Source organism: Polaromonas sp. LjRoot131 (genome assembly GCF_964252805.1).
Lineage (GTDB): Bacteria > Pseudomonadota > Gammaproteobacteria > Burkholderiales > Burkholderiaceae_C > Polaromonas.
On sequence record NZ_CAXUPF020000001.1, the window covers coordinates 1,722,054 to 1,746,576 of the forward strand.

Annotated in this window: 32 protein-coding genes; 12 read left to right on the plus strand and 20 right to left on the minus strand. The window is 64.5% G+C overall.

From position 1 onward, the window contains the following. The first annotated feature begins 26 nt into the window (after window positions 1-26). Both ppx and ACSQ27_RS08065 read left to right on the plus strand, forming a co-directional pair. Window positions 27-1,526, plus strand: a complete 1,500-nt coding sequence (gene ppx / locus ACSQ27_RS08060; RefSeq protein WP_436154930.1) for an exopolyphosphatase — start codon at window positions 27-29, stop codon at window positions 1,524-1,526. A gap of 104 nt (window positions 1,527-1,630) precedes the next feature. Then, complete coding sequence (locus tag ACSQ27_RS08065) at window positions 1,631-2,089, plus strand: hypothetical protein (RefSeq protein WP_436154931.1); 459 nt, start codon at window positions 1,631-1,633, stop codon at window positions 2,087-2,089. Window positions 2,090-2,134: 45 nt separating this feature from the next. Here ACSQ27_RS08065 and ACSQ27_RS08070 read toward each other — a convergent pair whose 3' ends face one another. The 16 genes from ACSQ27_RS08070 to ACSQ27_RS08145 all read right to left on the minus strand — a co-directional run bounded on the left by ACSQ27_RS08070 (window position 2,135) and on the right by ACSQ27_RS08145 (window position 13,833). After that, window positions 2,135-2,401, minus strand: coding sequence for a hypothetical protein (locus ACSQ27_RS08070; protein WP_436154932.1), 267 nt, complete (start codon window positions 2,399-2,401; stop codon window positions 2,135-2,137). 40 nt (window positions 2,402-2,441) lie between these two features. After that, the gene (locus tag ACSQ27_RS08075) at window positions 2,442-2,813 is read right to left on the minus strand and encodes a hypothetical protein (RefSeq protein ID WP_436154933.1); all 372 of its coding nucleotides are present in this window, start codon (window positions 2,811-2,813) and stop codon (window positions 2,442-2,444) included. A 122-nt stretch (window positions 2,814-2,935) separates the two neighbouring features. Next, window positions 2,936-3,415: a hypothetical protein gene (locus ACSQ27_RS08080; protein WP_436154934.1), complete on the minus strand. Its 480-nt coding sequence runs from the start codon at window positions 3,413-3,415 to the stop codon at window positions 2,936-2,938. 123 nt (window positions 3,416-3,538) lie between these two features. Next, window positions 3,539-4,093 carry a hypothetical protein gene (locus ACSQ27_RS08085; RefSeq protein WP_436154935.1) on the minus strand — a complete coding sequence of 185 codons (555 nt, stop codon included), beginning with the start codon at window positions 4,091-4,093 and terminating at the stop codon, window positions 3,539-3,541. A 48-nt stretch (window positions 4,094-4,141) separates the two neighbouring features. Then, window positions 4,142-4,618: a hypothetical protein gene (locus ACSQ27_RS08090; RefSeq protein WP_436154936.1), complete on the minus strand. Its 477-nt coding sequence runs from the start codon at window positions 4,616-4,618 to the stop codon at window positions 4,142-4,144. A gap of 85 nt (window positions 4,619-4,703) precedes the next feature. Beyond that, a complete protein-coding gene (locus tag ACSQ27_RS08095) occupies window positions 4,704-5,228 on the minus strand; it encodes a Rossmann fold nucleotide-binding protein (RefSeq protein WP_436154937.1) in 525 nt (174 codons plus the stop codon). 92 nt (window positions 5,229-5,320) lie between these two features. Next, window positions 5,321-5,710 carry a hypothetical protein gene (locus ACSQ27_RS08100; RefSeq protein WP_436154938.1) on the minus strand — a complete coding sequence of 130 codons (390 nt, stop codon included), beginning with the start codon at window positions 5,708-5,710 and terminating at the stop codon, window positions 5,321-5,323. A gap of 182 nt (window positions 5,711-5,892) precedes the next feature. Continuing rightward, on the minus strand, window positions 5,893-6,309 hold the full coding sequence (locus ACSQ27_RS08105; protein ID WP_436154939.1) for a hypothetical protein: 417 nt from the start codon (window positions 6,307-6,309) through the stop codon (window positions 5,893-5,895). Between the two features lie 7 nt (window positions 6,310-6,316). Further along, window positions 6,317-6,775 (minus strand): DUF2267 domain-containing protein, encoded by a 459-nt coding sequence (locus tag ACSQ27_RS08110; RefSeq protein ID WP_436154940.1) that lies wholly within the window; start codon window positions 6,773-6,775, stop codon window positions 6,317-6,319. Window positions 6,776-6,975: 200 nt separating this feature from the next. Continuing rightward, window positions 6,976-7,449 (minus strand): SixA phosphatase family protein, encoded by a 474-nt coding sequence (locus tag ACSQ27_RS08115; RefSeq protein WP_436154941.1) that lies wholly within the window; start codon window positions 7,447-7,449, stop codon window positions 6,976-6,978. A gap of 1 nt (window position 7,450) precedes the next feature. Next, complete coding sequence (ppk1, locus tag ACSQ27_RS08120; RefSeq protein ID WP_436154942.1) at window positions 7,451-9,547, minus strand: polyphosphate kinase 1; 2,097 nt, start codon at window positions 9,545-9,547, stop codon at window positions 7,451-7,453. 49 nt (window positions 9,548-9,596) lie between these two features. Continuing rightward, the gene (locus ACSQ27_RS08125; protein ID WP_436154943.1) at window positions 9,597-10,703 is read right to left on the minus strand and encodes a glycosyltransferase family 4 protein; all 1,107 of its coding nucleotides are present in this window, start codon (window positions 10,701-10,703) and stop codon (window positions 9,597-9,599) included. Continuing rightward, entirely contained in the window at window positions 10,700-11,563 is an 864-nt protein-coding gene (locus ACSQ27_RS08130; protein WP_436154944.1) for a UDP-2,3-diacylglucosamine diphosphatase, read from the minus strand. Before ACSQ27_RS08130 ends, ACSQ27_RS08125 begins: the two co-directional genes overlap by 4 nt. Further along, window positions 11,563-12,429, minus strand: coding sequence for a GNAT family N-acetyltransferase (locus ACSQ27_RS08135; protein ID WP_436154945.1), 867 nt, complete (start codon window positions 12,427-12,429; stop codon window positions 11,563-11,565). Before ACSQ27_RS08135 ends, ACSQ27_RS08130 begins: the two co-directional genes overlap by 1 nt. A gap of 130 nt (window positions 12,430-12,559) precedes the next feature. Then, window positions 12,560-12,787 (minus strand): hypothetical protein, encoded by a 228-nt coding sequence (locus ACSQ27_RS08140; protein ID WP_436154946.1) that lies wholly within the window; start codon window positions 12,785-12,787, stop codon window positions 12,560-12,562. Between the two features lie 155 nt (window positions 12,788-12,942). Further along, entirely contained in the window at window positions 12,943-13,833 is an 891-nt protein-coding gene (locus ACSQ27_RS08145) for a LysR family transcriptional regulator (protein ID WP_436154947.1), read from the minus strand. A 67-nt stretch (window positions 13,834-13,900) separates the two neighbouring features. Here ACSQ27_RS08145 and ACSQ27_RS08150 point away from each other — a divergent pair, with 67 nt between their 5' ends. After that, window positions 13,901-14,920: a zinc-dependent alcohol dehydrogenase family protein gene (locus ACSQ27_RS08150; protein WP_436154948.1), complete on the plus strand. Its 1,020-nt coding sequence runs from the start codon at window positions 13,901-13,903 to the stop codon at window positions 14,918-14,920. Window positions 14,921-14,934: 14 nt separating this feature from the next. On the opposite strand, the gene arsC is transcribed toward ACSQ27_RS08150, so the two are convergent. Continuing rightward, on the minus strand, window positions 14,935-15,369 hold the full coding sequence (gene arsC, locus ACSQ27_RS08155) for an arsenate reductase (glutaredoxin) (protein ID WP_436154949.1): 435 nt from the start codon (window positions 15,367-15,369) through the stop codon (window positions 14,935-14,937). Between the two features lie 98 nt (window positions 15,370-15,467). Between arsC and ACSQ27_RS08160 the strand changes: the two genes are divergently transcribed. The 5 genes from ACSQ27_RS08160 to ACSQ27_RS08180 are packed head-to-tail and all read left to right on the plus strand — an operon-like array spanning window position 15,468 to window position 18,813. Continuing rightward, entirely contained in the window at window positions 15,468-15,818 is a 351-nt protein-coding gene (locus tag ACSQ27_RS08160; protein ID WP_436154950.1) for an ArsR/SmtB family transcription factor, read from the plus strand. Between the two features lie 51 nt (window positions 15,819-15,869). Further along, window positions 15,870-16,346, plus strand: a complete 477-nt coding sequence (locus ACSQ27_RS08165) for an ArsI/CadI family heavy metal resistance metalloenzyme (protein ID WP_436154951.1) — start codon at window positions 15,870-15,872, stop codon at window positions 16,344-16,346. Window positions 16,347-16,356: 10 nt separating this feature from the next. Beyond that, window positions 16,357-16,857, plus strand: coding sequence for an arsenate reductase ArsC (locus ACSQ27_RS08170; protein ID WP_436154952.1), 501 nt, complete (start codon window positions 16,357-16,359; stop codon window positions 16,855-16,857). Then, window positions 16,854-17,579, plus strand: coding sequence for an aquaporin (locus ACSQ27_RS08175; RefSeq protein ID WP_436154953.1), 726 nt, complete (start codon window positions 16,854-16,856; stop codon window positions 17,577-17,579). The genes ACSQ27_RS08170 and ACSQ27_RS08175 overlap by 4 nt, the downstream gene beginning before the upstream one ends. 25 nt (window positions 17,580-17,604) lie before the next feature. Continuing rightward, on the plus strand, window positions 17,605-18,813 hold the full coding sequence (locus ACSQ27_RS08180; RefSeq protein WP_436154954.1) for an MFS transporter: 1,209 nt from the start codon (window positions 17,605-17,607) through the stop codon (window positions 18,811-18,813). Here ACSQ27_RS08180 and ACSQ27_RS08185 read toward each other — a convergent pair. Genes ACSQ27_RS08185 through ACSQ27_RS08195 form a run of 3 tightly spaced genes read right to left on the minus strand, consistent with a single transcriptional unit; the run spans window position 18,795 to window position 21,189 of the window. Beyond that, entirely contained in the window at window positions 18,795-19,307 is a 513-nt protein-coding gene (locus tag ACSQ27_RS08185) for a GNAT family N-acetyltransferase (RefSeq protein WP_436154955.1), read from the minus strand. The genes ACSQ27_RS08180 and ACSQ27_RS08185 overlap by 19 nt on opposite strands. Continuing rightward, a complete protein-coding gene (locus ACSQ27_RS08190) occupies window positions 19,307-20,167 on the minus strand; it encodes an amidohydrolase family protein (protein WP_436155419.1) in 861 nt (286 codons plus the stop codon). Before ACSQ27_RS08190 ends, ACSQ27_RS08185 begins: the two co-directional genes overlap by 1 nt. Next, a complete protein-coding gene (locus ACSQ27_RS08195; RefSeq protein ID WP_436154956.1) occupies window positions 20,167-21,189 on the minus strand; it encodes an aldo/keto reductase in 1,023 nt (340 codons plus the stop codon). The genes ACSQ27_RS08190 and ACSQ27_RS08195 overlap by 1 nt, the downstream gene beginning before the upstream one ends. Before the next feature lie 131 nt (window positions 21,190-21,320). On the opposite strand from ACSQ27_RS08195, the gene ACSQ27_RS08200 reads away from it, so the two are divergent. The 4 genes from ACSQ27_RS08200 (at window position 21,321) to ACSQ27_RS08215 (ending at window position 24,510) form a co-directional block, all read left to right on the plus strand. Then, the gene (locus ACSQ27_RS08200; protein WP_436154957.1) at window positions 21,321-21,767 is read left to right on the plus strand and encodes an RbsD/FucU family protein; all 447 of its coding nucleotides are present in this window, start codon (window positions 21,321-21,323) and stop codon (window positions 21,765-21,767) included. 4 nt (window positions 21,768-21,771) lie between these two features. Beyond that, entirely contained in the window at window positions 21,772-22,479 is a 708-nt protein-coding gene (locus ACSQ27_RS08205) for a GntR family transcriptional regulator (RefSeq protein WP_436154958.1), read from the plus strand. Next, entirely contained in the window at window positions 22,476-23,408 is a 933-nt protein-coding gene (locus tag ACSQ27_RS08210) for a dihydrodipicolinate synthase family protein (protein ID WP_436154959.1), read from the plus strand. The genes ACSQ27_RS08205 and ACSQ27_RS08210 overlap by 4 nt, the downstream gene beginning before the upstream one ends. 79 nt (window positions 23,409-23,487) lie before the next feature. Continuing rightward, window positions 23,488-24,510, plus strand: a complete 1,023-nt coding sequence (locus tag ACSQ27_RS08215) for a sialic acid TRAP transporter substrate-binding protein SiaP (protein ID WP_436154960.1) — start codon at window positions 23,488-23,490, stop codon at window positions 24,508-24,510. The last annotated feature ends 13 nt before the right edge of the window (window positions 24,511-24,523 follow it).

The window sequence follows — 24,523 nt, forward strand, 5'->3', positions numbered from 1 at the left end:
ACTACGCCGAGACCTTAAACTCAGGCATGCAAAATGGAACGCTGCTCGCGGCTGTGGACCTGGGGTCCAACAGCTTTCGCCTCGAAATCGGCCGCTTTGACCACGGCCGCATACACCGCACCGAATACCTCAAGGAAACCGTCCGCCAGGGCAACGGGCTGGACGCCGACCGCAACCTGACACCGGACGCCATGCAGCGCGGCTGGGACTGCCTGGCGCGCTTCGGCGAACGCCTGGCGGGCTTCAAGAAATACCAGGTCCGCGCGGTCGCCACCCAGACCCTGCGCGAGGCGCGCAACCGCGAGGACTTCCTCGTGCGCGCCCACAAGATCCTCGGTTTTCCCATCGACGTCATCCCCGGCCGCGAAGAAGCCCGGCTGATCTACCAGGGCGTGGCGCACCTGCTGCCGCAATCCGACGAACGCCGGCTGGTGGTGGACATAGGCGGTCGCTCCACCGAGATGATCCTCGGCAAGGGCCTGGAAGCGCGCACCATGGAGTCCTACCGCGTCGGCAGCGTGGCATGGTCCATGAAGTATTTCCCCGACGGGCAATTCACCCCGCGCGCTTTCGCGACCGCCGAGGTGGCCGCCAAGGCCGTGCTCGACGAAGCCGTCAACGCCTACCGCGCCGGCGCCTGGGATGCGGCCTACGGATCCTCCGGCACCATAGGCGCCGTCAGCGACGTGCTGACAGCCTCGGGCTGGCCCGCGGGCCTGGTCACGCGCGACGGCCTGGACTGGCTGCTGGACCGCCTGCTCAAGGCGCAAAGCGCCGAGCGCCTGAAGCTCGACGGCATGAAAGACGACAGGCGCGCCGTCATAGGCGGCGGCGTCAGCGTGCTGCGCGCCGTGTTCGACCTGCTCGGCATTTCGCAGATGGAAGCCGCCCAGGGCGCCCTGCGCCACGGCGTGCTTTACGACCTGCTGGACCGCGAACAGGACCTGACCGACCTGCGCTCCACCACCGTGCAGCGCCTGGCCGGCAAATTCAACGCCGATGCTGCGCAGGCCCTGCGGGTCAGCAAGGTGGCGCAGCACCTGTTCGTGATGGCAGGGGCCGGCCTGCCCGCCGCCGATTTGGCGCGCTTTCAGCGCAAGCTCGAATGGGCCGCGCAGTTGCATGAAATCGGCAGCCAGATTTCCCACAGCGACTACCACAAGCACGGCGCCTACATCCTGGACAACGCCGACGCCCCTGGCTTCGCCCTGCCCGAGCTGCACCGCCTCAGCCTGCTGGTGCTGGGTCACCGCGGCAAACTGCGCAAGCTCGAGGTCAACTTCGAAGACCGCGTGTTCATACAGCAGTTGCTATGCCTGCGCCTAGCGGTCATCCTGTGCCACGCCCGCCGCGACCCCGACCTCAAGGGCCTGCAGCTCGAGTGCGGCGCAGAGCCTGGCCGCATCTTTGTGCTGAACTGCCGCGCCGGCTGGGCCCAGGCCTTTCCGCAATCGGCCCACCTGCTGCAGGAAGAAGTGCTGGCCTGGCAGAAGACGCCGTGGACGCTGGTCGTGCCCGGCCCCTGAGCCCTGCCCTCCGCTTCTGCAGGACCGCGGCTTGACCGCTTTTCATCAAACCGTATAAACTATATATACGGTTTATTTGACCGCACCCCAAAAAGGATCAATCCATGGCTACCCGCAAAAAAGCAACTGCAAAACCCGCCGCGCCGACCCCGGCAACGCCCAAGGCACCTGTGAAGGCCGCCACCAAGCCCGCACCGAAAAAGGTGTCCCCCGCCAAGGCCCCAGCCGGCAAAGGCGCGGTCAAGAAAGCCATCGTGAAAAAAGCCGGCGCCAAAAAGCCCGCAGCCAAGCCCCAGGCAAGCGCCAAACCTGTGAAGGCCGCCAAGCCTGAGAAAACCAAAAAGCCGAAACTGGTACGCGACAGCTTCACCATTCCCAAGGCCGAATACGTGGTGCTCGACGAGCTCAAGCAGCGCGCCGCCAGGCTGACCCGCCCCGCGAAGAAAAGCGAACTGCTGCGCGCCGGCATCAAGCTGCTGGCCGGTATCTCCGACGCTGCTTTCCTGACCGCGCTGGAGCAGGTTCCCGCGATCAAGACCGGCCGGCCTACGCTGGGCAGCTAAGCTGCACAGAGGCAACTTCCAGCACCCGCAAGGGTGCTGGGTTGCTTATTGGGCCACCTTCCGCCGAGCTTTGAGCGCCAGGTAAACACTGCTTCCCATCAGCAAGACAAACAACATGAGTGCCATTGCCTCCACGGGAGTCAGTGCCCCCTCGAATACCTTGCCCACCCACTGCAAGGGGTAGAGCGGAAAAAACGCGAGCGCAACCAGCACCGGGAAATGCGCGTGCGGCGGCTGCAACGCCAGTAAAAAAGCGGCGGCAAGCAAGCTCGCCAGGCAATACCCGATGACGATAAAAAGTGCGGCTTTCATGGCCGAATTTCCGGCGTTGAGCGATTTGCAGGCATAGCTCTCAAAGCTTGGGATCTGGAAACGGCAGCTTATCCTGCGAGCTGCTCGGCTGGGCAACCCATTTGCCATTGCGGCGGTAAAAGTCGGCCTGGGTTTCCGAACTTCCCGCACCTATCTTCAAGGCCACCGTGCAAGCGACTTGACCTGGGTACTTGGCCTCAAGAGCTGGAATACAGGTGCCGAGCTTGGCCTCGGCATTTTTGTACTCTTTCATGTCCAGCATCTCAAGGAGTGCTTGGGTGGCCTCTTGTGTATTGGGCAATGCGGGTGTTCCGGCTTGCGCTGCGGGCGGAATGACGGCCGCGGGTTGCGACGATGTTTCGTTGCAGGCGGAGCAAAGAAGCAGTGTTGACAGGGCGAGGACGTAACGCATGGCGAATTCTTTCTTGTTGTGGTTGATCTATGTCGGGCGTAAAACCCACGGCATAAGCCGCCACATACCTGGCACTTGCAATCCAGGGTTTTACTTAAGCAGACTGCCGAAGTTGGATCCGCTTAAGGGCGCGCCTGGAACGCATTGTGAGCAAACGCTGCCGCGATGGGAAATGCGAATGACGCAAGAATAATGCAGAGATAAACCCGATCCTTGGCTACCGAAGGCTGCGCAATACCCGCGTACCAGACCCACCCCCATGCGGCGGCGATGAAGATCACCGCGCCAGCCAGAAAGGAATGCATCGAGCTCGCGCTGGAGACTCCCCATAGGGCGCCGGCGATGAGCGCACTCGCGCAGGCGACACCGGTGGTGGTTTCAGGCGGTTTCTCAGCGTTCGCCGGTTCCGGCGCAGTGGCCTGGGCCTCCCAGATCGCTCCGGCAACAAGACCGAGTAAGGCCACGACGAACCCCTGCAAGCCGTTCAGCCAGGGAAACAGGTACACCAGGGCAATTGCCAGCGCACTACTGCCGGCAAGGCACAGGGCGACGCGCCAATGCAAGACAAGAAGAATGAGCGCAAATATGCCGTCGAGATCCATTGTGGTTGATGCTTTAAGGTTTGAGATGACCGAAGGCCAGGCTGAACGACGCGCCTCCATCCAGCCAATTTACCGGTCGGCACCTTGCCCTTGAGGGGGAGCCCCTTTGGGAGGGGTCAGGCCTCAGCCCATCTTCAAGCATGGATGCTCGGTAACTTCATCAATGGTTCGTTCTTCAATCTTGCGCGACTTGCCCATGCCGAGCTTTGTTCCGGTCGAATTCACGACACAGTCAACTTTCCACACGTTGTCCTCGAGCCGCACCAGGTAGCCAAAGAAGTCGACCATTTCTTCACCATTGGACTTCCAGCGCTTTTGATAAAAGAGCCGCCCGACGGTGGCCCGTCCTTCGGCCTTCACAAAGTCAAAGCCATCCAGGCTTGTTGAGTACTTTGATACCCGCTGCAACGCGGCGCCAGCCTCATTCTCGGGAGTCCCGGCTTTGCGCAGATTCTCAAGGGTCTCCTTGACGGCGGCCTTTGATCTGAACTTTTGATAGGACGCGAGGCTTCCAGCCCGCTCCGCTTCAAGCAGGCCTTTGTAGGCGGCCTCGGCTTGAACCACGAATTGGTTTGACTTTTGGGCAGTATTTGCAGCGGCCGCGGGCTGGCCAAACGCATTGCCCAGTGCACAGCCAAGGACGGCGAGTGTCAGAACCTGTCGAAGAGCGGTTCTCATGTAACTCCGCCTGTAAGGCCTAAGGTTGAAGATAACCCAGCGGAATAGTTAGATCTTTCGCGCATAGACGAAAGCCCCCGCAACGCTGCCAAAGACGGGAATACACAGGGAAATTGCCCGAAAGAGAAGTGGCATTTCACCGCCCGTTGGACTGAGCATCATGATGATGGGGAAGGAGACCGCTAACAGACCTGCGGAAATGCCCTGCAGCATCGTGGCGCCCCGTCCATAAGCGGCGGAAACCCATCCACATGCAATGGCAAAGAAAATTCCGGCCGCAAGATGGGCGAGCACCGGCAATGAAAGGCTGAACTGAAATATGTAGGCGTAGGCTTCGCGCACGGTGTGTCCTTGCCCAATGAATATCCATAGGGCAATGTTGCTGAAGAGGGTGCCGAAATACGCCGGGCCAGCGATGCCTACAGCCGCACCAAGAAATGCGGAGCGCCAATTGAAGGCGCCCGGAGGACTGCTACCTGGGTCAGTTGCGAGGGTAGTGGTCGAGATGTCTAACGCGTTTTTCATTGCTGGAAAGTATCCGTGAAATCTAACGTTTGATTTAAGCGGACCGCTGCAGGCCGATCCGCTTGAAGGAAGAGTTAGCCGCAATTCAAGCCGCACTCTTGACCAATCCAAGGCTGCGCAGATTCTCCTGCAATTCAGCGATGGTGCTCCACGGCAGGATCGGGGAGTTCTCCCGTTCGTCGGGTGGATTGGACGGCAGTTCATCGGACCACCCGCCGCAGCCAACCAGCGGAAGCAGCGGCCGCTTATGCAGCCAGGCCAGGTGAACCTCGGATTTGGTGCCCGCGCGGCCACCAATGACGATGCAGGCATCGCCGGCAAGGGCCATCAACAGATTGCGGGCATCCCCCATGCCACAAGGCAGCACCACCGTGGCGGGCCAATCCGGCCCGGGCATTTCGTCTGGAGGCACGATGCTGAGCACCAGGCCGTTTGCTTGGATTGCACGCTCGGCGGCAACCCGGGTTGCGGGGCTGCCGCATCCGCTCACCACGGTGATGGCCAGTTTGGCCAGCGCCTCGCCTGCCTCGCCGGCGAGTTCGTAGGCGCGGGAACCGGGCTCGGCACTGCCGAGTATGCAAACCTGGGGTTTTCGGTGGGAAACGATCATTGACGGAGAAAGAATGTGCGTGTGCCTAAACACCGCTTGAAGAGATCATGCGTCACCGGCAGTGGCAGTGACAAAGCGATCCGATGTGAATCTCAGCTTGCAGCGGGAAGGCGCATGGCGTAGAGGAAACACAAGCCCATGGCGACCTCGCCCAGGCCGACGAGGATCGCAGGAAGCCCTTCAACGATACGATGTTTGTCGCTATCTTCATGCCACGTGAATTTGGCTTCACGGCGCAGGACACTCTTCACGCCCGAGGCGATGAATGCGAGGCCGAACAGCAGGAGGATGACTTTTAAAAACAGTGCCATGAGATCCCTGACGTAATGTGTGTCGCAGAACCAGCAATCAGATCCTGGAGCATCTTCGATACCTGCACTATAGCCTCGGCGCTGGAAAATCTTAGCTGTACCGGGTCGGTTTTTGTCCGCCGGCACGGCCGCAACAGTCACATGATGCATCCGCGCGACAAGAGCGCACACGCTGTAGATGCTTTCCTCGCGATGCCGCCCACACGGCAACTCAGAGCACTTCAGGCGACTGCACCGTTACAACACGGTCTGATTGTGGCCTTCGCGGTCGCCGCCACGCAAAAACAGGTAACGATGGCCCTCCATCGCGGGGCTTAAGCGGCCTGCCGTGGGGAGGTAGCTTGAAGGATAGATCAGGCGCTACCGCCTGCATGCTGAAATCTTTCCTGAAGGAGAACCAAGGCCGGCGGCGCCAGAAGAATGACGAGAAGCACAACTGGCCAGATATTGCCGTCTTTGAACGCATACGCTTCGAGTAGCTCAGACCAGGACTTGTGCTGAAGGTAGCGGCCAAAAACGAACTCGAAGACCAGTGTGAGACACAACCAGGAAGCGCCGACGCAAAGACCTTGCAAGATTGTGATGCCGTGGCTGAGACGAACAAAGGCGAAAGACACAAGCATCACAAAAAGGCAGAGTAGCACCCCGCTCACGACGAGACCAGTGGTCTTGCCAAGAGCAGGAATCAGAACGATCTCGCGAAGCGCTCCATTGGCAACGGCCAAAGCAAGTATGACTAGCCAGGCAACAAACGACTTGAGCAACGGCATAAATTCCTTAGGCCGCATCTGAGGCAGGCCCGGAACCTGATTGGCTTCTTGGCTCCCAATAGCGCCGAGCTCCTTCTGGCAGGAGTGCGAGAACTCTTTCGAAAGCTTGTGTATCTACGTGCCTGCTCAGCGCAGTCGCTACCGAGACGACGGCATTGGGCGGCGAGAAGTTGTGTTCGGGACGAACCGAGCGGACATCAGCGAGCCAATCAGCCGGCTCGCCGAAGGGCAAGACAGCTTGCTGTGGGTTCCAATCTTCAATGAAGAGGGCGCGAATCATGGGTGGAAGCACTGCGGCGAAGGCCAATGCCTGGTTTACTGAAAGGCGATGGCGAAAGGCGTGCAAGACACCAACCACCATGTTCCAGGCCATATTCGTCGTAGCCAGACTCGCGCTGTCGCGAGCGTCGACCATGAAGCGCTCGAACTGAAGAGTTGGATTTTGGTACTCAAAAGGTAGCGTCATGACGGACCAACGAAGAGCCACCGGCTCATCATCTTGGGGACGACCCAAGCGTCGAATGCGGTGCTGGCGGTCGCGGGAAGGTGGGCTTCAATATGCATGGCTGTCTTTCACGGCTGCCCAACGTCGCATCTTATTATTAGTGCCCGCTGCGCGCCAGCTCTATGGCGCCTAACGATCATGGCCTACCGACCCAGAACAACTCAGAGCACTTCAGGCGACTGCACGGTCACCACCACGGTTTGGTTGTGGCCTTCGCGGTCGCGGCTGCGCAGCCACCAGAGCGCGCCCTTCTTGACGGGGCAATCGCTGGCCTGCAGGCCCAGCAGCTGCGCGATGGTTTCGCCGAGTATGGGCTGATGGCCCACCACCAGGATGGGTGACTTGGCCGAAGGCCACTGCACCAGTTCCAGCAGCTGCGCGGCCGTGGCATCGGGCGCCAGTTCTTTCCTGATCTTGTATTTGCGTCCCAGCGCCAATGCGGTCTGCTCACAGCGACGCGCCGGGCTCACGAAGATGCGCGCGCCTTCGGGCAGCTGGCGGTCCAGCCAGTTGGCCATGCGGGCCGCCTGCTTCTCGCCTCTAGCCGTGAGTGAGCGCTCCAGGTCGCTGCCGCCTTGTGGGTCACCTTCTGGCCAGTCTTCCGCTTCCGCATGACGCCACAAGATGAGGTCCATGTCATTTGTCCTGGTGTTGGGGAGCCGTGTAGCGGGCCATCAGGGCCGCTTGCGCCCCGTGGCGCGGCTGATCGCCTTGTGGGTTCACACGCAGGTAGCTGCCGTCGGGCTGCAGGTCCCAGGCGTCGCGCCCGTCGTGCAGGTAGGCCACCAGGCATTCGTCGATGATGCGCCGGCGCAGCATCGGATCGGTCACAGGCCAGGCCAGTTCCACCCGGCGCAGCATGTTGCGGTTCATCCAGTCGGCGCTGGACAGCAGCAGCGTTTCCTCCTCCGCGCAGCGGAAGTAAAACACGCGCGAATGCTCGAGAAAGCGGCCGATGATGGAGCGCACACGGATGTTGTCGGTCACGCCCGGCACCTGCGCCGGCAGCATGCAGGCGCCGCGCACGATCAGGTCTATCTTCACGCCGCGCTGCCCTGCCCTCACCAGCGCCAGCATCAGGTCCTCGTCGGTCAGCGCATTCATCTTGGCGACCAGGCGCGTGTCCTTGCCCTGCAAAGCGGCTTCGCCGAGCGCGTCGATTTTTGCGATCAGCTTGTGGTGCAGCTGGAACGGCGCCAGCAGCAAATGGTGCAGCTTGGGCAGGCGGCTCTGGCTGGCCAGGTGCACAAAGACGTTGTCGATGTCGGCCGTCATATGCGCGTCGGCCGTCAGGTAGCTCAGGTCGGTGTAAAGGCGCGCCGTGCGTGGGTTGTAGTTGCCGGTGGAAAGGTGCGCATAACGCACCAGGTGCCGGCCTTCGCGGCGCGTCACCAGCAGCATCTTGGCGTGTGTCTTCAGGCCCACCACGCCGTACACCACCTGCGCGCCTATCGACTCCAGCATCTCCGCCCAGTTGATATTGGCCTCTTCGTCAAAACGCGCCTTGAGCTCCACCACCACGGTCACTTCCTTGCCGCGCCGCACAGCCTCGCGCAGCAGCACCATGAGTTCCGAATCGGCGCCGGTGCGGTAAATCGTCTGCTTGATCGCCAGCACCTGCGGGTCGTTGACGGCCTCGCGCAGGAAGGCGAGCACGCCGTCAAAGCTCTCGAAGGGCTGGTGGATGGACACGTCGCCCTGCTTGAGCCGCTCGAAAAAGGACTGGCCAGGCAGCAGCTGCGTCGGGTAGCAGGGGCGGTAGCTGGGGAACAGCAGCTTGGGGTCGTTGACCAGGTCCACCAACTGCGTCAGCCGCACCAGGTTCACCGGGCCGTGCACGCGGTACAGCGACAGCGTCGGCAGGTTGAACTGCTTCAGCAGGAAATTGGCCAGGTATTCCGAACAACCCGCCGACACCTCCAGCCGAACAGCCTGGCCGTAGTGGCGCTGCTCCAGGCCCTGGCGCAGGGCGGTGCGCAGGTTTTTGACGTCGTCCTCGTCCACGGCCAGGTCGGAATGGCGGGTGACGCGGAACTGCGAAAACTGCCCGACCTCGCGGCCGGGAAACAGCTCGGCCAGGTGCGCGCGTATCACGCTGGAAAGCGACACGAACAGCCTGTCCTCCTTGTGGTGGCCGCGCGCCGGCATGTGGATCAGCCGCGGCAACACCCGCGGCACCTTGACGATGGCGATGTCGTTCTCGCGGCCGAAAGCGTCGTGGCCGCCCAGCCGCACGATGAAGTTGAGCGACTTGTTGGCCACCTGCGGAAACGGGTGCGACGGGTCCAGCCCGACCGGAATCAGCAGCGGCCGCACTTCCCGCTCGAAATACTCTTTCACCCAGCGCCGCTGGGCCGGGTTGCGCTCGCCGTGCGAGACCACGCGTATGCCCTGGCGCTCAAAGGCCGGCAGCAGGTCATCGTTGTAGAGGGAGTACTGGCGCGCCACCATGTCGTGCGCAGCGGACGACAAAGCCTTGAAGGACTGCACCGAATACGGCGCTTTCTGCTCGCCGGCCTGCGCCGCCGTCAGGTGGGGCGCGGTGCGCACCTCGAAAAACTCGTCGAGGTTAGACGACACAATGCACAAAAACCGCAGCCGCTCCAGCAGCGGCACGTCGGGGCGCTTGGCCCAGTCCAGCACCCGCTCATTGAAGGCAAGAATGCTGTGGTCGCGGTCCAGGAACTGGACGCTTGGCGCGGCGGCGGCCACCGAGGCGGGAGAAGTGGGCATCAACAAGGTGGTTACATGTCATTAACGTAAGTCACAGTGTTGACTTCTTTCATGACAGTGGCGTGACAGTACTTTTGACTGATGGTGCACCGGCCTGAAAAGGCTGGCAAGTACTGCCCATGACCTTGTTGTGGCCAGCAGTTACGAGGAAAGACTCAAAAAGCTCTGCGGCATGGCTCCAGCTGAAGTCCAGCGCGCGCTGGCGCGCCTCGTGGCGCGGCACGGCCAGCGCCGCGTAACAAGCCTGTTGCAAATCTTCGTTCATGACACCGCCGTGACAGCTTCCATCGGCTTTTCCCAGCACTTCCAGCGGGCCGTCGACCGGATAAGCCGCCACCGGCGTGCCGGCGGCCATGGCCTCCAGCATCACCAGGCCAAAGGTTTCCGACCGGCTGGGGAACACAAAGACGTCGGCCGCGGCATAGACCTTGGCCAGCTCGTCCCGCGCCAGCACACCCATCCAGCGGACTTGGGGATAACGCTGCTTGAGCGAGTCTTCCAGCGGGCCCACGCCGCACACCACCTTGGTGCCCGGAATGTCCAGCTTGAGAAAGGATTCGATGTTTTTCTCGTAAGACACCCGGCCCACAAACAGCGACACCGGGCGCAGCAAGGTCCCCATGGGCGGATGCAGGCGCGGCTGCGGCTCGAAGCCGAAGAGCTCCGTGTCCACGCCGTGCGTCCAGCCGCGCAGGTTCTGGAAGCCGCGCTGCTCCAGCATGCGCAGCACGCCCTGGGTGGGCACCATCACGCCCGATGACGGCCTGTGAAAATGGCGGAACAGCGCATAACCCCAGGACAGCGGGATTTTGAGCGCCGCATGCAGGATTTCCGGGAATTTGGTGTGGAAGGCCGTGGTGAAACGCAGGCCGCGCTTGAGGCAGTAGCCGCGAGCCGCCCAGCCCAGAGGGCCTTCGGTCGCGATATGGATGGCTTCAGGCTGGAAGGCGTCGAGCTTTTCGGTCAGCCCCCGCTTGGGGCGCACCGCCAGGTCTATGCCGGCATAACCCGGGCAAGGCCGTGTCTTGAAAAGGTTGGGGTGTATCACCTCCACCTGGTGGCCCAGTTCCGCGAGTTCGCGCACCAGTTCCACCAGCGTGGTGACGACGCCGTTGACCTGCGGCTGCCAGGCGTCGGTGACAAGTGCGATCCTCATGCGACCACCGTGGAGGCTGCGTGGCCGCGGCCCTGGGTCTCGTGGGCCGGCGCCCAGTGCACCAGTTCCAGTGTTCCGTCGAAGTTTTCGACCAGCGCGGTTCGGCTTTCCACCCAGTCGCCGTCGTTGCAGTAGAGCACGCCGTTGATCTCGCGCATCTCGGCGCGGTGGATGTGGCCGCAGACCACGCCCTGGTGGCCGCGCCGGCGCGCCTCATTGGCCACGGCTTCTTCAAAGTCGGTGACGTAGTTGAGCGCGCTCTTGACCTTTTGCTTCAGGTAGGCCGACAGCGACCAGTAGGGCAGGCCCATGCGGGCGCGCAGGCTGTTCAGGTGGCGGTTGAGTTTGAGCGTGAATTCATAGAGGTTGTCGCCCACGTAGGCGAGCCACTTGGCGCACTGCACCACCGCGTCGAAGTAATCGCCGTGGATGATCCACAGCTGGCGGCCGTCGGCGGTGGTGTGCACGGCTTCATCAATGACCTCGATGCCGCCGAACTGGTTGCCGATAAATTCACGCGCAAACTCATCATGGTTGCCGGGCACGTAGATGATGCGGCAGCCCTTGCGGGCGCGGCGCAGCAGCTTTTGCACCACGTCGTTGTGCGACTGCGGCCAGTACCAGCGGCGGCGCAGCTGCCAGCCGTCCACGATGTCGCCCACCAGGTAGAGGTTGTCGCTGGGGTGGGCCTTGAGGAAATCCAGCAGGGCCGCCGCCTGGCAGCCGGGTGTGCCCAGGTGGATGTCGGAGATGAAGATGGTGCGGTAGCGCTTGCGCAACGAGTCGTCATCGTCGTGGTCGTCACCGCCCCCGCCGAAGCCGTTGCCCAGCGCCCCCATGGCGTCAAACATGCTTCGCATCAGGCCTCCGCGGCGTTGCCCGGCAGCGGTTTGCCGGAGAAATGCTTGAGGTAGCGCGGCGGCAGGTCCGCGATGCGCATCATCATCGGCAGGTCGGCCGAGTTGAAATCAGGGTCCCAGGCCGGCGCGCCCAGCACCTTGGCACCCAGGCGCAGATAGCCTTTGATCAGCGCGGGCGGCTCCACGTCCAGCGTGTCGTCGAGTTTTTCCACCGGCAGGGCCAGGCGCGGCGTGACGCGGTATTCGATGGCGGCCAGATGGGTTTCGCGCACCTGGCGCCAGATGCTGGCGGCCGCGTGGCCGTTGGACACGCCGTTGTGCTGCATGGGAATGCTGGCGCAGCCAATCATGGTGTCGAGTTGGTTGCGCGACATGAATTCGGCCAGCGCGCCCCAGAGCGCCAGGATGACGCCGCCGTGGCGGTGGTCGGCGTGCACGCAGCTGCGGCCCAGCTCGACCATGCGCTCGCGCAGCGCGCGCAGCCGCGTCAGGTCGAACTCGGTGTCGCTGTAGGTGCTGCCCACGCGCTTGGCCTGGGTCGGCGTGAGCACGCGGTAGGTGCCTATGACTTCCTGGCTGTCGGCGTCGCGCACCAGCAGGTGTTCGCAGTAGTCGTCGAACAGGTCCACGTCGTGGCCGGGCAGCGTTTTCGACAGCGTGGCGCCCATCTCGAGCGCGAAGACCTGGTACCTCAGGCGTTGCGCCTGCCGGACCTCGTCCTGGTGCCGGGCCCAGCCGACCGAGATTTTCCCCACGGGAGCCCTTTGAACAGGGGCTGGACTGACAGCATGACCGCTTTGATGAAGTGACCCCCGTGGCATTGCGACGGGCGACAATGCAAAGGTGGGATTGGGCAGTTCTTTCATGGCTAACTCCTTGTTTCGGGGTGTCTCGACAACTTCGGTTTTGACCAGCTTCGGCAAGCTCACTCACTGACTCACTCGGACCCGCGGTTTTTTCCGCCTGTAAAAAAGCCCCATCAAGGGGCTTCGACACTCAATCAGCAGCGGCCATCAGCGCCGGCCGCGCGCTCGACAAACCTTCCAGCCAGGGCCGGGTGCCGGCCTTGAAGCGCAGGCCGCCGGGACTGTTGGCCAAAGCCTGGGCCGTGCAGCGCAGGATGCGCAGGCATTGCTTGTTCAAATCCTGGATGCCGGCGCCCAGGCCGCGGACCGCGCCCGCGTCCTGCCTGTCATGTTCATATGTCTGTGAGTGGAGTCCCATCGGGTGCTCAGTCATGCTGGTCATGACGAGATTCTGGGAGTAGGGGGTGACGCGTTCGTGTCAGTTCAATGGCAGTTGTGTGACACGGAAAGAATGCGCGGCGCGCGTGGCGGCGCAGCCACGGCAACATCCCGCAGGACGCGGGATTTCGGGGATCAGGCCGCGGGTACGGCCTCGACCGTGAACTCGAGAAGCCGGCGCAGGCGGGCCAGGCGCCGCAGGTCCTGGTGAAAGCCGACCCACACGTCGCGGCCGGGCGGCGTTTCCCCCAGGTCGGCGCGCACCAGCCCCGGCGCGCGGTCGCCGAGCAGCACCGGCAACACGGCCCAGCCGCGGCCGGCCACGCACATCGCCGTCTGCACCTCACGGTTGTTGCTGCGCATGACGACATGGGCCTTCGGCAGCACGCGCTGCAGCCAGCGCACGTCGGGCATGGTGCTGAAAGCGCTGTTCATGGTGATCAGCGGCGTGCCCTGGCCGTCGCCGGCTCGCGGTTTCTCCAGTTGCGACGCCCCATACAGCGCGTAGTGAACGGTGGTGAGCCGCCGCTGCACCACGTCGCTTTCCTCGAACGGCCGGATCCGGAACACCAGGTCCGCCTCGCGCCGCGCCAGGCTGAGCAAGCGTGATTCGGTGATGAGGTCTATGCTCACGCGCGGGTGCTTCTCCTGGAAGCGCGCGAACACCGGGGCCAGCACATGCAGCCCGAACCAGTCCGATGCGGAGACGCGAAGCAAACCCTCCAGCTCCGTTTCACCGCCTTCCAGGGTCCGCTCGAATGCCAGCGCCTCCTGCTCCATGCGCTCGGCGATGGACATCACCGACGCGCCCTCGTCGGTCAGCACAAAGCCTTCGCTGCCGCGCTGGAACAGCGCCACGCCCAGCTTTTCTTCGAACGCGCGCAGGCGGCGGCCCATGGTCGGCTGCGTCTGGCCCAGTGTGCCGGCGGCGCCGCCCAGGGAGCGCGCCCGGGCAATCGCCAGAAATACCTTGATGTCGTCCCAATCCATCGCGCCATCATACAAAAACGCATGAACTCCGTGCATGTTTTCTAGTTTTCATTCAATTTTGTTTGGATCAAACTGGCCTCATCGTTCACTCAAGGAGTTCCAGATGACTATCGATACCACTGTCCCCCTCACCATGCGGGCCATGACCGTCCAGGCCGCTGGCGGCGATTTTGTGATGACGGAATTGCCCGTCCCGGCGCCGCAGCCCGGCCAGGTGCTGGTGCGCATCGTGGCCAGCGGCGTCAATCCGCTGGACACCAAAATCCGCGCCGGCCAGGCCGCCCACGCGCAGCAGCCCCTGCCGGCGGTCCTGGGCCTGGACCTGGCCGGTGTGGTGGTGTCCGTGGGCGCGGGGGTCAGCAACTTGCGGCCCGGCGATGAGGTCTACGGGGCGGCCGGCGGCGTGGGCGGGCTGCAGGGCACGCTGGCCGGCTACGCGGCGGTGGATGCGCGACTGGTCGCGCTCAAGCCGCGAAACCTCACGATGCGCGAGGCCGCCGCCCTGCCCCTGGCCGCCATCACGGCCTGGGAAGGGCTGGTGGACCGAGCCGGTATCGGCCAGGGCGACAAGGTGCTGGTGCAGGGCGGCGCCGGCGGCGTGGGCCATATCGCCGTGCAGCTTGCGCGTGCCCGCGGGGCCGAAGTATTCACCACCGTGGCAAAGGAGCAGTTCGGCATCGTCGAGGGCTTTGGGGCCGTGGCCATTGACTACCAGGCCGGCACCATCGACGACTATGTCGCGCGCCACACCGGCGGGACCGGCTTTGACGTGGTGTTCGACACGGTGGGCGGCGCCACGCTGGACGCCTCCTTCAGCGCCGCGCGTCGCTACGGCGGCCATGTGATCAGCATCCTCGGATGGGGTACCCACAAACTCGCGCCCTTGTCCTTCCGCTCGGCGACCTACTCCGGCGTCTTCACGCTCTATCCCATGATCTCAGGCCAGGGCCGCGAGCATCACGGCGACATCCTGCGCGAGATCGCAAAACTCGTGGAAGCCGGCCGGCTCACGCCCCGGCTCGACCCGCATCGCTTCGACCTGGGCTCGGCCCTGGCCGCGCACCAGCGGGTTGAATCCGGTGCCGCGGAAGGAAAAGTGGTGGTGGACGTGGCCGCCGGCTAAGCACGGCCAGTGCGCTAGCGGCCCGCCACGCGCTCCCCGCGCTCATTGATGACCTGCTCGCCGTCTTCCTTGCTGAAGGCGCCGCGCTGCGGCAACGGCAGGATGTCGAGCACGGCCTCCGAAGGACGGCACAGGCGCGTGGCCAGGGGCGTGACGACGATGGGCCGGTTGATCAGGACGGGGTGGGCCAGCATGGCGTCCAGCAGCGCGTCATCGCCTTGCCCGTCCAATCCGAGCTCCTGGTAGACGGCCTCCTTTTGCCGCACCACATCAAGGACCGGTACGCCCATCTGGGCAATCAACTCTTGCAGTTCTTCGCGCGTAGGCGGTGTCTTGAGGTATTCAATGATGTCGGGCTCTATGCCGGCGTTGCGTATCAGCGCCAGCACATTGCGCGAGGTACCGCATTGGGGGTTGTGGAAGATCGTGACCTTGGGGGCGGATGGCATGCGTTTTGGCTCCTGTAAATCTGCGGCGTTGAAAGATAGCTTGAAGATAGTTTGCATCAATTCAATAATTCAATTATATTTGAATCGTGGAATCATTAATGCAAACCTTACCAGCAGCCAGCCTCGATGAAAGCGCCGCCGTCAAAGCGCTGGCCGCCTTGGCCCAAGCCCAGCGCCTGCGCGCCTTTCGCGCCCTGGTGGTCGCCGGCCCCGAGGGACTGACACCGGGCGCCATCGCAGAACAACTGGGCATCGCGCCCAGCGCGCTGTCTTTCCACCTCAAGGAACTCTCCAACGCAGGCCTGGCCAGCAGCGAGGCACGCGGCCGCAACCTGATCTACCGCGCGAATTTCAGCCAGATGAACGCCCTGCTCGGCTACCTGACAGAGCACTGCTGTGAAGGCGGCGCCTGCGAAGTGGACCCGCAGGCCAACTGCGCGGCCTGCTGACCACATTTCCGTCTCCCACACACATCACCACAACCACCCCAGGAGAGCCCCATGAAACGCTTCCATGTCCACGTCCATGTCCAAGACCTCGAAAAAAACATCGCCTTTTATTCGGCCATGTTCGACCAGCAGCCCGCGCGCACCGAAGCCGACTACGCCAAATGGATGCTGAGCGACCCGCCGGTCAACTTCGCCATTTCCACGCGTGGTGACGCGCCCGGCGTGGACCACCTGGGCATACAGGTCGACCAGGCCGAAGAGCTGGAGGCCCTCAAGGCCAACGCGACCCGCGCCGACATGACCTTGCTCGACGAAGGCCCCACCAGTTGCTGCTATGCCCGCAGCGACAAATACTGGCTCACCGACCCGCAAGGCATCGCCTGGGAACAGTTCCACACGCTGGGCAGCATCCCGGTGTTCAGCGAAACAAAACCGGCGCCCGACAACGCGGCGGCCCAAGCCTGCTGCGCCCAGCCCGTGGCATTTGCCAAAGCGGCTCCAACCCAAAACACCAAGGCCTGCTGCTGAGACACCCGCCATGAACCCTCAACCCATCAACGTCCTCTTCCTGTGCACCCATAACTCGGCGCGCAGCATCCTGGCCGAAGCCACGCTCAACCACATCGGCAAAGGCCGGTTCAAGGCCTACTCGGCCGGAAGCAGCCCGCGGCAAAACCAGCAGCCCCATCCGCTGGCGCTGGAAGTCCTGCGCAGCGCGGGGGTTTCCACGGAAGGCCTGCACAGCAAGACCTGGGATGCGTTCGGCAAGCCCGACGCGCCGCACATGGACCTCGTCATCACGGTCTGCGACAACGCCGCCGGCGAGGTCTGCCCTTTCTGGCCCGGCCAACCGGCCACGGCGCACTGGGGTTATGCGGACCCCTCGGAAGGCGACGGCACGGAGGCGCAAAAGCGCGAGGCTTTCCGCCAGACACTGCATGCGATACGGCGCCGGCTGGACCTGCTGGTCAACCTGCCGCCGGCCGGGGTCGACAAGCTCATGCTGCAGACGCGCGCGCGCGACCTGGCTCGCTCATGAGTCTTTCGCCGCCCGCCCTTCCCGCAGCAGTTTCTCAAGACCTGGAACCCCGCCTTCAGCATCAAGTCCTCGCGGAGTTCGTGGGTACGGCCGCCCTGCTCTGCGCCGTCATAGGCTCGGGCATCATGGCCGAACGCCTTTCGGCCGGCAACATGGGCGTGGCCCTGCTGGCCAACACGCTGGCCACGGTGTTCGCGCTCTATGTGCTCATCGAGCTGCTGGGCCCGGTCAGCGGCGCACACTTCAATCCGCTGGTGACCCTGGTGCTCGGGTCTCAAACCAAGGCCTCCGGCAAGCGCGCGCGCAGAACCCTGCTTTTCATCGCCAGTCAGTTGCTGGGTGCGGTGGCCGGCGCCTGGCTGGCCCATGCGATGTTTGACATGAACCTGCTGCAGTTCAGCCACAAGATCCGCAGTGGCAGCGGCCAGTGGCTGGCCGAAGCCGTCGCGACCGCCGGGCTGATCCTCATCGTGCTGCGCGCGCCCGCGGCCAAGGCTCCGGCCCTGGTCGCCTGCTACATAGGCGCGGCCTACTGGTTCACCGCGAGCACCTCGTTTGCCAACCCGGCGGCCGTACTGGGCCGCATGCTCTCCGACAGCTTTGCCGGCATCGCGCCGGCCAGCGCGGCGGGTTTTGTGGCGGCGCAAGCCGTGGGGGCGTTGGCGGGTGTGGCGCTGCACCGCGCGCTGGGCGGGCCGCAGGCCGCAAACGACCAAGGCTGACGGTTTTTCTTGCTACGCTAGCGACGTGACATCGACACCAAGCCGCACCGCCACCATCGTCCAACTGGGCATCGCCCAGACGCTGGCCTGGGCTTCCAGCTACTACCTGCCCGCCATCCTCGCCGTGCCCATGGCGCGCGACCTCGGCGTCAGCACGCCCACGGTGTTTGCCGCTTTCTCTGCCGCGCTGGTGGTGTCCGCGCTGCTGGGCCCGGCTGCGGGCAAAGCCATAGACCGGCATGGCGGCCGGCCGGTGCTGGCCGCCAACAGCCTCGTGTTTGCCGCCGGCCTGGTGATGCTGGCGCTGGCGCAGGGGCCGGTGGGCCTGTTCGCCGGCTGGGTGATTTTGGGCGTGGCCATGGCCGCCGGCCTCTATGAAGCGGGCTTTGCCGCGCTGGTGCACCTGTACGGCAAGGACGCGCGCGGCGCCATCACCGGCATCACCTTGTTTGCCGGTTTTGCCAGCACCGTGGGCTGGCCGTTGTCGGCCTGGCTGGAGCTTGAATGGGGCTGGCGTGCCACCTGCCTGGCCTGGGCGGCGCTGCATGTGCTGCTGGGCCTGCCGCTCAACTGGCGTTTACCAGCTTCGCCCGTCGCGCCGGCGCCCGCCGAAACCCATACGGATGCAGCTCAACCCGAAGCGACTGCCCCGACCTCATCACCAAGCGCCACCCGCACCGCCGTGCTGCTCGCGCTGGTGTTTGCCGTGACCTGGTTCATCAGCACCGCCATGGCCTCGCATCTGCCGCGCCTGCTGCAAGCCCACGGCGTGCCGCTGGCCACCGCTTTGGTGTTCGCCGGCCTGGTCGGCCCCGCCCAGGTGGCCGGCCGGCTGCTGGAATACGGCCTGCTGCGCAACATCCACCCGCTGGTCTCGGCGCGCGTGGCCGGCAGCCTGCACACGCTGGGCGCGATGGCCTTCCTGTTTTTCGGCGTCCCGGCCGGCGCAGTCTTCACCTTGCTGCACGGCGCCGGCAATGGCGTGCTGACGATTGCCAAGGGCACGCTGCCGCTGGTGCTGTTTGGTGTGCGTGACTATGGCGCGCGCCAGGGCTTGCTGATGGTGCCGGCGCGCTTTGCGCAGGCGACGGCGCCCTGGCTGTTCGGCCTGGCGATTGACCGCTTCGGTGCGGGCGCGCTGTGGTTTTCAGCCACCCTGGGGCTGGTGGCGTTTGCGGCCTTGATGCTGCTGCACGATCCTGCTTCGGCCAGGCCTCAGTCCAGCCACTTCTGAAAAAACCGCGCCTGCCCCATGGCCGGATCCAGCTGGTAGCCGGCAAAACCCACGCGTTCGTAGAGCTTGACCGCACCCACATTGCCCTGCAGCACCTCCAGCGTCAGCTTGCAGGCGCCGCGCTCGCGCGAGATCTCGGCCACCAGCGCCAGCATTTTTTCGCCTATGCGCTGGCCGCGGTGGCCGGGCAGCACGGCCACGTCGTGGATGTTGACCAGCGGGCGGCAGGCGAAGGTTGAAAAGCCTTCGATGCAGTTGATGAGACCCACGGCTTTGTCGCCGTCGAAGGCGAGCACGCTGAAAGCCTGCGGGCGCGCGGCGAGTTCCTTGACGAGATGGGTCTTGGCGAAGTCGCCGAGCGGCTTGCCGCCGCCGGCCGGGTCCTGCGCATAGCTGTCGAGCAGTTGCACGAGGGCGCGCGCGTGGACCGGGTTGGCGTAGTCGGCGCGGCAGACGTCCAGGGAAGAAGAGGAGGAAGAAGCGAGTTCGGTCATCAGCTGATTTTAGGGACGCTGTTTTTCTGGGGCAGGTGAAGCCCGTAAAGCCTTACGGCATTGCCGCCCATCACCGCCGCCTGGGCCGGCTCGTCCAACCCCTCCAGCAACTGCCGCGAGGTGATCCACCACAGGGCGTAAGGCGCGGCGAGTTCCAGCACCGGCCAGTCGCTGCCCCAGACGACACGATCGGTGCCAAAGCTTTGCAGCACATGTTCGCACCAGCGCCGCACCTTGCCCGGCGCCGGGCCTGGGCCGGCTTCGGTCAGCAGGCCCGAGAGCTTGCACATGGCCTGGGTCTCCGTGGCGATGCGCGCGAGGGCGTCGGCCCAGGGCTGCCACTCGCCGACCGCGATGTCGGGCTTGGCGCCATGGTCTATCACCATGCGCAGTTCAGGGTGGCGGCCGGCCAGGGTCAGGATGTGCGGCAGGTGCGCGGACTTGACCAGCGCATCGAAAACCAGGCCGCAAGCGGCCATGGCGTGCAAGGCCGGGGCCGCTGCGGGCTGCAATATCCATTCGGGGTCGGCGATGTCCTGCAGCATGGGCCGCAGGCCCTTGAGGCGCGGGTGCCGGGCCAGCGCTTCGATGCGGGCCGGCGCGTCGGGCGCCAGGAAATCCACCCAGCCGACCACGCCCAGCACGGCCGGGTTGGCATCGGCCTGGGCCAGCAGGAATTGCGTCTCGGCCTCGGTGGGCGCGGCCTGCACCAGCACACCGCCGCGCACGCCATGCGGCCGCGACTGTGCCTGCCAGTCCGCCACGGCCACGTCGCGGTAGATGGGCGCCAGGGCCGGCGTGAGCCAGCCGTAGTCGCCACGCGCCAGTTCCCAGCAGTGAAAGTGCGCGTCAATCTTCATCATGGTGTGGGTGCATCCGGGGGCAAAAGGCCCTGGGCGCGCAAATCCGCCCAGAAGGCAGCTGGAATTATGTGCTGCATCATCGCCACCGCGTCGGCCCATTCGGCGACCTTGCGCGCGCCCAGCATCACGATGTCGACGGCCTGGTGGGCCAGCGGAAACTGCAGCGCCGCCGCGCGCAGCGGCACGCCGTGCGCCGCGCAGACCGCCTCGATGCGGGCCGTGCGCTCCAGCCACTCGCGGGCGGCGGGTGCATAGTTGAAGCTGGCCGTGCCGCCGCGCGCGCCGGTTGCCAGGATGCCTGAATTGAACACACCGCCCAGCGCGATGCGCACGCCGCGCGCCGCGCACTGCGGCAGCAGCGCCGGCAGCGCGCTGTGGTCCAGCAGGCTGTAGCGCCCGGCCAGCATCAGCACGTCCAGCCCGGCTTCGCGCAGCACCTGCAGCACCACGTCCACATCGTTGGTGCCCAGGCCGATGGCGCGTATCAGCCCTTCGTGCTTCATCTCGCGCAGCGCCGGCAGGGTTTCATCGAGCAACTGCCGCAGCACGGCGGGCGCGCGTTCGCCGTGCGAGGCCGCGTCCGGGTCGTGCACATAGACCACGTCCAGCCGCGGCAGGCCCAGGCGCTGCAGGCTGTCCTCCACGCTGCGGCGGGTGCCGGCCGCGCTGAAATCCCAGGCCTGGTTGAAGGGCAGGATGTCGACATAGCCGTGCTGGGCGCGCGCCGCGTTTGCGTCGGGCCGCAACAGCCGGCCGACCTTGCTCGACAGCACATAGGCGTCCCGCGGATGGCCGCGCAGCGCGTCGCCCAGGCGCCGCTCCGACAGGCCATGGCCGTAATGCGGGGCGGTGTCAAAAGTCCGGCAGCCGTCGGCCCAGGCGGCATCCACCAGGGCGCGGGCCTCTGCATCGCTGACGGCGGCAAACAGGTTGCCCAGGGGCGCGCCCCCCAGGCCCAGCCGCAGGCCGCTTTCTTCACAAGCGGCAAAAACAGGGGCCATGTCCAGGGTCATCGTCATATTCGGTTCGGTTTCAGGGTTAATCCTGATAAAAGTTTAGCCATGTTACGACTAACATGTCAGTCATTGACAGCGGGAAATCCCGAGGTTTTGCAAAAACCAGGCTCCCCGTTGCCGCCACTCCTTTATATATGCTGAAGAACATTCCGCCCCTGATCACGCCCGACGCCCTGCATGCCCTGGCCAGCATGGGCCATGGCGATGACGTGGCGATTGTCGATGCCAATTTCCCGGCCGCCCAGGTGGCCCGCAAAAGCGGCGCCCAGCTGGTGCAATTGGCGGGCGTGACCGCCCCGCAAGCGCTGGCGGCCGTGCTGCGGCTGTTGCCGCTCGACGACTATGTGCCCGACGCGGCCTGGACCATGCAGGTAGTGGGCGATGCCTCCGCCGTTCCCCCGCCGGTCGCCGAGTTCGCCACCGTGCTGCACCAGGCGGGCGAACGCCCCGCCGCGTCGCTGGAGCGTTTCGAGTTTTACGAACGCGCGCAGGCCGCCTTCCTGATCCTGCAGACCGGCGAGCGGCGCAAGTACGGCAACATCCTGCTGCGCAAGGGCGTCATCGCCTGCGATCCCGCCTGAGCCCATGAGCACGGCCGCCCCTTCCGCTCCCATCAGCCTGCGCGCGCAAGCCTACGAGAGTTTCCAGCAGCAGATCGTCGACGCCAACATCCGGCCCGGGCAGTTTGTCTCGCAGCGCGAACTCATGCAGCTGCTGGGCATGCCGCTGGGCGCGGTGCGCGAGCTGATCCCGCGGCTGGAGGCCGAGGGCCTGGTCAAGACGGTGCCGCAGCGCGGCCTGCAGGTGGCCCATGTGGACCTCAAGCTGATCAACAACGCCTTCCAGCTGCGCGGCCTGCTCGAGCGCGAAGCCGCCAGCCGCTTCGTCACCACGGTGTCCGACAGCGACCTGGCCGCCATCGAGCAGGCCCACCTGAACATCGTCAGGCGCGCGCGCAAAAAAGCCATCGACGACGCGCTGCTCGAAGACGCCACCACGGTGGACTGGGGCCTGCACGACCTCATGATCGACACGCTGGGCAACGAGCTGATTTCCGAGGTCTACCGCATCAACAGCCTGCGGGTGCGCCTGATCAAGCTCGAAGCCTCATCCCTTTCCCCGGATGTGCTGATTCCCGCAATGGAAGAGCACCTCTGGTTCATCGATGCCCTCAAGCGGCGCGACGCACAAGCCGTGGTCGACCGCCTGGGCCATCACATCGAGAGCGCGCACCGCCGCGTGCTCGGCCTGCCGCGGCCCGAGATGCCGTGGTCTTTGGAGATCCCTGAATGACGAGTTCCTTTCCCGCCGCCGAAAAATCGTTTCGCGGCATCTGGCCCGCCCTGCTGACGCCGCTCACGGCCGGCCTGGACATTGACCACGCCAAGTTCGCCGCCCACTGCAAGGCGTTGATCGCCAGCGGCTGCCCCGGCGTGACGGCCTTCGGCACCACGGGCGAAGGCCCCTCGTTCTCGCTGGCCGAACGCAAGGAAGCCATCGACCAGCTGATCAAGAACGGGATTCCCGCCGCGCAGATCATGGTCTCCACCAGCTGCGCCGCCCTGCCCGAGACCCTGGAGCTCACGCGCCACGCCGTGAAAGCCGGCGTGCACGGCTGCCTGATGCTGCCGCCGTTTTTCCTCAAGGGTGTGTCCGACCAGGGCATCATTGACAGCTACCGCTACGTCATCGACGGCATGGCCGGTACGCCCTTCAAGCTCTACCTGTACCACATCCCCCAAGTCACCGGCGTGCCGCTGTCGCACCAAGTGATCGCCACGCTCAAGAAGCAGTACCCCGAGACCATCGTCGGCATCAAGGACAGCGCCTGCAGCACCGAACACTCGGTGGGCCTGGCCAATGCCTTCATGAAAGACATGACGGTTTACGTCGGCTTTGAACCCGACCTGCCCGAGATGGGCAAACGCGGCAGCACCGGCGCCATCAGCGGCCTGGCCAACTTCGTGCCGCGCCTCGTCAAACGCCTGGTGACCGAGCCCGAGGCGCCGGCCACCCCGGCCGAGCGCGAACGTGTGGTCAAGCTGATCGGCCTGCTCGACGGCTATTCGCTGATGCCCGCGCTCAAGGGCATCATGGCCATGCAGAGCGGCGATGCCGCCTGGCTGCGCGTGCGCGCGCCGCTGGTGGCCCTGACCCCCGAAGAATACAAGGCGCTGGAAAAAACCATCAGCGCTTTCGGGATTGATACAAAATCCGAGTGACTGCTGAACGACTGAACGACTGTTGAACGCTGACCCGGGGCAACCCCCAAAAACGATTGACCTAAAAAAGGAGACAACCATGAAGACTTCCACCATCCTCTCGTCCACCCTTCGCCGCAGCCTGCTGGCCGCCGCTTCCGCCACCTTGCTGATGGGCGCGCTGCTGCCCGCGGCCCAGGCCCAGAACAAGATGGTGCTGCGCGTTTCGACGCCTGCGGTGCCCGACGACTGGCACGCCAAAATGTGGACGGTCTTCAAGGACAACCTCGAAAAAAGCGCGCCCGGCGAATTCGACGTGCAGATCAACCTGAACGCCTCGCTGTTCAAGCAAGGCACCGAGCCCACCGCCATGGCGCGCGGCAACCTTGAACTCTCTTCCATCTCGGCCTTCGACATCGCCAAGCTGGTGCCCGAGTTTTCGATCTTCACCGCCGGCTACATCGTGCGCGACCCGGACCACCAGCAAAAGGTGTTTTCCGGCCCCATAGGCACCGAGATGTTCAAGACCGTGGCCGAAAAGATGGAAGTCACGCCGCTGTCGACCGTCTACCTCGGCACGCGCCAGGTCAACCTGCGTGAAGCCCGCAACGTCAAGGTGCCGGCCGACCTCAAGGGCGTGAAGCTGCGCATGCCCGGCTCCAAGGAATGGCTGTTCCTCGGCGAGGCGCTGGGCGCCACGCCCACGCCGCTGGCTTTCGGCGAGGTCTACCTGGGCCTGAAGACCGGCACCATCGACGGCCAGGACAACCCCCTGCCCTCGGTGCGCGCCGCCAAGTTCTATGAGGTGACCAAACAGATCGTCATGACCAGCCACCTGGTGGACGGCATCTTCATCGCGATTTCCAACAAGGCCTGGAACGCCATGAGCCCGGCGCAGAAGACCAAGGTCAAGGCCGCGGCGCAGGCCGCGGCCGTCTACAACAATGAAAACCGCATCAAGGAAGAAGGCCAGCTGGTCGACTTCTTCAAGAAGGAAGGCCTGCAGGTCACCACGCCCGACGTCGACGCCTTCCGCAAGACCGTGCAGACGACCTACCTGAACTCCGACTACGCCAAGGTCTGGCCCAAGGGCCTGCTTGAGCGCATCAACGCGACCAAGTAAGTCCCGCGGCAAG

What these genes read in the sequence shown, in the direction of transcription:
- ppx (WP_436154930.1), top strand. Translation starts at nt 27, where the DNA reads ATGCAAAATGGAACGCTGCTCGCGGCTGTGGACCTGGGGTCCAACAGC.
- ACSQ27_RS08065 (WP_436154931.1), top strand. Translation starts at nt 1,631, where the DNA reads ATGGCTACCCGCAAAAAAGCAACTGCAAAACCCGCCGCGCCGACCCCG.
- ACSQ27_RS08070 (WP_436154932.1), bottom strand. Translation starts at nt 2,401, where the DNA reads ATGAAAGCCGCACTTTTTATCGTCATCGGGTATTGCCTGGCGAGCTTG.
- ACSQ27_RS08075 (WP_436154933.1), bottom strand. Translation starts at nt 2,813, where the DNA reads ATGCGTTACGTCCTCGCCCTGTCAACACTGCTTCTTTGCTCCGCCTGC.
- ACSQ27_RS08080 (WP_436154934.1), bottom strand. Translation starts at nt 3,415, where the DNA reads ATGGATCTCGACGGCATATTTGCGCTCATTCTTCTTGTCTTGCATTGG.
- ACSQ27_RS08085 (WP_436154935.1), bottom strand. Translation starts at nt 4,093, where the DNA reads ATGAGAACCGCTCTTCGACAGGTTCTGACACTCGCCGTCCTTGGCTGT.
- ACSQ27_RS08090 (WP_436154936.1), bottom strand. Translation starts at nt 4,618, where the DNA reads ATGAAAAACGCGTTAGACATCTCGACCACTACCCTCGCAACTGACCCA.
- ACSQ27_RS08095 (WP_436154937.1), bottom strand. Translation starts at nt 5,228, where the DNA reads ATGATCGTTTCCCACCGAAAACCCCAGGTTTGCATACTCGGCAGTGCC.
- ACSQ27_RS08105 (WP_436154939.1), bottom strand. Translation starts at nt 6,309, where the DNA reads ATGCCGTTGCTCAAGTCGTTTGTTGCCTGGCTAGTCATACTTGCTTTG.
- ACSQ27_RS08110 (WP_436154940.1), bottom strand. Translation starts at nt 6,775, where the DNA reads ATGACGCTACCTTTTGAGTACCAAAATCCAACTCTTCAGTTCGAGCGC.
- ACSQ27_RS08115 (WP_436154941.1), bottom strand. Translation starts at nt 7,449, where the DNA reads ATGGACCTCATCTTGTGGCGTCATGCGGAAGCGGAAGACTGGCCAGAA.
- ppk1 (WP_436154942.1), bottom strand. Translation starts at nt 9,547, where the DNA reads ATGCCCACTTCTCCCGCCTCGGTGGCCGCCGCCGCGCCAAGCGTCCAG.
- ACSQ27_RS08125 (WP_436154943.1), bottom strand. Translation starts at nt 10,703, where the DNA reads ATGAGGATCGCACTTGTCACCGACGCCTGGCAGCCGCAGGTCAACGGC.
- ACSQ27_RS08130 (WP_436154944.1), bottom strand. Translation starts at nt 11,563, where the DNA reads ATGCGAAGCATGTTTGACGCCATGGGGGCGCTGGGCAACGGCTTCGGC.
- ACSQ27_RS08135 (WP_436154945.1), bottom strand. Translation starts at nt 12,429, where the DNA reads ATGAAAGAACTGCCCAATCCCACCTTTGCATTGTCGCCCGTCGCAATG.
- ACSQ27_RS08140 (WP_436154946.1), bottom strand. Translation starts at nt 12,787, where the DNA reads ATGGGACTCCACTCACAGACATATGAACATGACAGGCAGGACGCGGGC.
- ACSQ27_RS08145 (WP_436154947.1), bottom strand. Translation starts at nt 13,833, where the DNA reads ATGCACGGAGTTCATGCGTTTTTGTATGATGGCGCGATGGATTGGGAC.
- ACSQ27_RS08150 (WP_436154948.1), top strand. Translation starts at nt 13,901, where the DNA reads ATGACTATCGATACCACTGTCCCCCTCACCATGCGGGCCATGACCGTC.
- arsC (WP_436154949.1), bottom strand. Translation starts at nt 15,369, where the DNA reads ATGCCATCCGCCCCCAAGGTCACGATCTTCCACAACCCCCAATGCGGT.
- ACSQ27_RS08160 (WP_436154950.1), top strand. Translation starts at nt 15,468, where the DNA reads ATGCAAACCTTACCAGCAGCCAGCCTCGATGAAAGCGCCGCCGTCAAA.
- ACSQ27_RS08165 (WP_436154951.1), top strand. Translation starts at nt 15,870, where the DNA reads ATGAAACGCTTCCATGTCCACGTCCATGTCCAAGACCTCGAAAAAAAC.
- ACSQ27_RS08170 (WP_436154952.1), top strand. Translation starts at nt 16,357, where the DNA reads ATGAACCCTCAACCCATCAACGTCCTCTTCCTGTGCACCCATAACTCG.
- ACSQ27_RS08175 (WP_436154953.1), top strand. Translation starts at nt 16,854, where the DNA reads ATGAGTCTTTCGCCGCCCGCCCTTCCCGCAGCAGTTTCTCAAGACCTG.
- ACSQ27_RS08185 (WP_436154955.1), bottom strand. Translation starts at nt 19,307, where the DNA reads ATGACCGAACTCGCTTCTTCCTCCTCTTCTTCCCTGGACGTCTGCCGC.
- ACSQ27_RS08190 (WP_436155419.1), bottom strand. Translation starts at nt 20,167, where the DNA reads ATGAAGATTGACGCGCACTTTCACTGCTGGGAACTGGCGCGTGGCGAC.
- ACSQ27_RS08195 (WP_436154956.1), bottom strand. Translation starts at nt 21,189, where the DNA reads ATGACGATGACCCTGGACATGGCCCCTGTTTTTGCCGCTTGTGAAGAA.
- ACSQ27_RS08200 (WP_436154957.1), top strand. Translation starts at nt 21,321, where the DNA reads ATGCTGAAGAACATTCCGCCCCTGATCACGCCCGACGCCCTGCATGCC.
- ACSQ27_RS08205 (WP_436154958.1), top strand. Translation starts at nt 21,772, where the DNA reads ATGAGCACGGCCGCCCCTTCCGCTCCCATCAGCCTGCGCGCGCAAGCC.
- ACSQ27_RS08210 (WP_436154959.1), top strand. Translation starts at nt 22,476, where the DNA reads ATGACGAGTTCCTTTCCCGCCGCCGAAAAATCGTTTCGCGGCATCTGG.
- ACSQ27_RS08215 (WP_436154960.1), top strand. Translation starts at nt 23,488, where the DNA reads ATGAAGACTTCCACCATCCTCTCGTCCACCCTTCGCCGCAGCCTGCTG.